General features: G+C 34.6%; 2 protein-coding genes and 1 rRNA gene. 1 reads left to right on the top strand and 2 read right to left on the bottom strand.

What is annotated here, in order from left to right:
- Positions 1–1,094 precede the first annotated feature (1,094 nt).
- A complete protein-coding gene (locus FOT98_RS28375; RefSeq protein ID WP_063262700.1) occupies positions 1,095–2,054 on the bottom strand; it encodes a proline dehydrogenase family protein in 960 nt (319 codons plus the stop codon).
- A gap of 117 nt (positions 2,055–2,171) precedes the next feature.
- Here FOT98_RS28375 and pdxR point away from each other — a divergent pair, with 117 nt between their 5' ends.
- Positions 2,172–3,584 (top strand): MocR-like pyridoxine biosynthesis transcription factor PdxR, encoded by a 1,413-nt coding sequence (gene pdxR, locus FOT98_RS28370; RefSeq protein WP_063262699.1) that lies wholly within the window; start codon positions 2,172–2,174, stop codon positions 3,582–3,584.
- A gap of 179 nt (positions 3,585–3,763) precedes the next feature.
- On the opposite strand, the gene rrf is transcribed toward pdxR, so the two are convergent.
- Positions 3,764–3,843 (bottom strand): 5S ribosomal RNA (rrf, locus tag FOT98_RS33600); the annotation flags it as partial.

The raw sequence follows: 3,843 nt of genomic DNA, 5'->3' as shown, positions 1-3,843 counted from the left end.
CGACTTCCTTATGTTAACATCTTCGTTAGTTAATGTCAACTAAGTTTTTCATTTTGTTTGCCGCGTTCTGCGTTATTGCATCGGCGACTTGTTCTATATTACACCTCTAATGTTCAATCGTCAATACCTTTTTATAAATATATTCAAGTTAATATTTTTACACTTTCTACTCTAGAGAAGAGCCTATAAAGAAAAGTTTGTATTGCAAAGCCTCTTCTACTTTACTTTCATTTCTTCTTCTAAAATACATTCAAGTTTACTTATACACTAGACTTAATTTACACGTAAGTTTTCCCCAGCGAAACTAACAACCTTATTTTAATAAATACTAATATGTAGTTTAAAAATCCCCCTCCCTAATACCTCTTTACTTATCAGGCACTCTATTAGAAACGATTAAAGATATACGCATTCTTATAACAGACAACGATACAGAAATCTTTATATACTACTCTAGTTATGGAGTTCCCCTTATATGATGTAATGGTTACTTACTTGTTTACTCGTAAATATATAGAAACACACTAATACATTTACTAACTATCCCTTTGTCACTGAAATAGCAGACTTATATCTCTTTCATCTTTAGCAGCATCCATTTCCATACGGCCTAGCCGTAACAATTTTATATCCTCTTAACAAACATTTAAGATACATAACTAAACTATACTCGATTAAAAATATGTACCTCAATTGATCGAGTGTACCTAACACACCCGAACGGAACATTCGTTCTAATTGTACTTTATTACTTTTTATCACATTTAAGAATGTTTATCCTATACCTATTATTTACGTTTTAACGCTAGAAGAGCGAATCGAGTTACTAACAAAGTATGTAATTTTATTGTTTCTATTGTATATCCCTCGTTTTGAAATACATATAAAACACCCAAAAAACGAGGGATACGTCTGCACAATTATAAATCATACTCTTTTCAACACCTATAGAAGTCCTATACGTATTTAACGCAAATATAAACTACAAAAGTTTCAATATAAAAAGAGCCGAAATTTCTACTCTAAGGAAATCCGACTCCTTTTATATTGGGCCATAACCAAAATAATTTTTACATTTAAGATTAAATGTCTATTTAATATTCCCTACTCTGCTTCGTTGAAGACGGATGTACCATATCTGTCACTGCATGATATAGATTTTCTGGATGTTCAGCTATCCGATGACATAAATACAAGTACCACTCTTTCCCATAGGTCAAATATACTCTAGCGTTATGTCCCTTGTTTTTCAAATTACTTAACATATCCGGACGAATTCCATATAGCATTTCTATTTCTACATTAGATTGACTAAAATATTGACGTTGCTCCATCTCTTTAATAATAATTTCATCGTGTGTAGCTATAGATACAGGGTGATTATTTTCAATTAATTGTTCTACAATCTGAAGATACTGTTGATTTAAGTCAGTTGACCTAGGCATAGCAATATCTGAAGCTTCTTGATAGGCACCTTTTACAACTCTTATTTTCCCTGGATAATGTAGGAGTTCTTGAATATCATTGTTCGAACGATATAAATGTGCCTGAATCGTTATCCCTACATTAGGATATTGCTCAGTTGTTTTTTTATAGATAGAAAGTATGTCCGCTACTTTAGATGATTCTTCCATACTTATCATAAGGGTAGTTCCATATACTTTTGCCTTCTCTGCCAACTCCATTAAATGAATATAAGATATTTCTGGATCTATAGATAATCCAATATGCGATAAATCGAGTGATACTGTTTGTTTTATTGGCAGAGCACCCACGTCTCCAATAAGATTCAAAAACTCATTTTTCGCTTTATAACATTCCTTTATATCTAGAGTATTTTCCCCTATGTATTCTAGCGAAGTATGATACCCTTTTGTAATTAGTTCTTTTGCCGTCATAATCCCCTCATGTCTCGCTTCTCCGGTGACAAAGCGTTTCGCAGCCTGCAATAATAACGCATAGAGTTCGGTAGATTGTTGTACATAGGATTTTATATGTTCATTTCGTGCAATCGATTTAAATGCCTGAGCTACTTGGAGTTCTGGTTTAGTCATCACATTTTCATCTCCTTTAGAACTATTTGTTCCAACTACAGCATGCTAAAATGGTTCGTATCAGTACCATTTTAGCTATACTTTTATGGTACCAATTTTGATGAAGGGAGCATTTATATGCTTTGGATGCCTATTGATCGATCGCTAGATATAAGTTTAATTCGCCAGGTTTATCACCAAATACGTGAACGAATATTAAACGGAGAGCTACAATCCGGAGAAAAACTACCATCAACACGGGAATTATCTTCTGAGTTGAGCGTGTCTAGGAATGTAATTTTAGAAGCTTATGATCAATTACTTTCCGAAGGTTTTTTGGTCACTCGACAGGGAGCCGGGACATTCATTGCCGAAGGGACTTATTTAAAACAACATAAAGAATCAACTCTAATTGATTCTTTATCTTGGTGCGAAGAAACAAACAAAGACAGCAACATCATTAATTTCCGTTCAGGGATACCAGCATTAGACTTATTTCCACGTAAAGTATGGGCAAAGTTATCTCACACCACATGGAATGAAGCACCCCCTTCTACATTTGGATACGATATTCCCGAAGGACGTCCCGAATTAAGAAAGGCTTTATCACGCTATTTGCTAAAAACAAGAGGAGTTTTTTGTCATCCAGAACAATTGGTGATTACTTCCGGTGCAACTCAAGCTTTAACACTTGTTTCTAAATTACTTTTGTCAACGGGCGACGAAGTACTAATAGAAGACCCCATCACCAATGACATTCAAACAATTTTTAAAAATTCAGGAGCCTTCCTTCATCCTATACCAGCGGATGATAATGGGATGGATACATCTTCGCTGCCTACAAATAAAAACCCAAAATTCATCTTCACTACTCCTTCTCATCAGTTTCCTTTAGGAGGAGCATTACCGATTCAACGACGGGTTCAATTGATTAACTACGCAAGGAAAACAAATTGTTATCTCATTGAAGATGATTATGACAGTGAATTTCGATATGAAGGTTCACCTGTAAGTTCATTACAGGGATTGGATCCCGAGCGTGTTATATATGTAGGTTCATTTAGTAAAATTTTATCACCGGCCCTTAGGATGGGATACTTAGTTCTTCCCTCACAACTTATTGAAAAATGCCGCAGTGTAAAATGGTTTTCAGATTTACATACATCTTCTTTAAATCAGCTTGTCCTCGCTAAATTTATTACCGAAGATTATTTGGAACGGCATATTATGAAGATGAAAAAAATCTATAAAAATCGAAGGGACTTCCTTATCCAGCAATTAAAATTAGCGTTCTCAAATAAGATTAATATTTTCGGTTATTCTACAGGATTACACCTGATTGTTGAATTCCATCAAGTTCAATTCACAAAAGACTTACTTGAGAAAATCCAACAACTCGGAGTGAAAGTATATCCCGTGGAAGACCACGCCATCGAAAAAGGAAAACATCATAATCGAATTATTGTGGGGTATGGACATTTAACAACTGAAGAAATAAAAAAAGGTGTGAGTAGACTGCAGAAGGCAATACCTTTTAGATATTCTTGTTAACAAATAGACAGTCTAACAAACTTGGCCATATTTTTCTGAAGGTATGCTATTTAGATGTGAAATCATAATAAAACAAAGCTATTTCTCGCTAGATAAACGTACTCATAGAGTCGATATTAATTACAAAATCATTTTATTTAACACAAAAAAGACGAGTCATTCTGACTCGTCTTACAGTTGCTTGGCGACGTCCTACTCTCACAGGGACAAGGTCCCAACTACCATCGGCGCTAGAGAGCTTAACTTCCGTGTTCGGTAT

The organism is Bacillus sp. HY001 (assembly GCF_007558965.1).
In the GTDB taxonomy this organism is placed as follows: Bacteria; Bacillota; Bacilli; order Bacillales; family Bacillaceae_G; genus Bacillus_A; species Bacillus_A mobilis.
The sequence above is the reverse complement of the archived record's forward strand: the minus strand, read 5'-3'. Positions and strand labels throughout refer to the sequence as shown.

Coding starts and splice junctions, on each gene's coding strand:
- FOT98_RS28375 (WP_063262700.1), bottom strand. CDS start 2,054: ATGACTAAACCAGAACTCCAAGTAGCTCAGGCATTTAAATCGATTGCA.
- pdxR (WP_063262699.1), top strand. CDS start 2,172: ATGCTTTGGATGCCTATTGATCGATCGCTAGATATAAGTTTAATTCGC.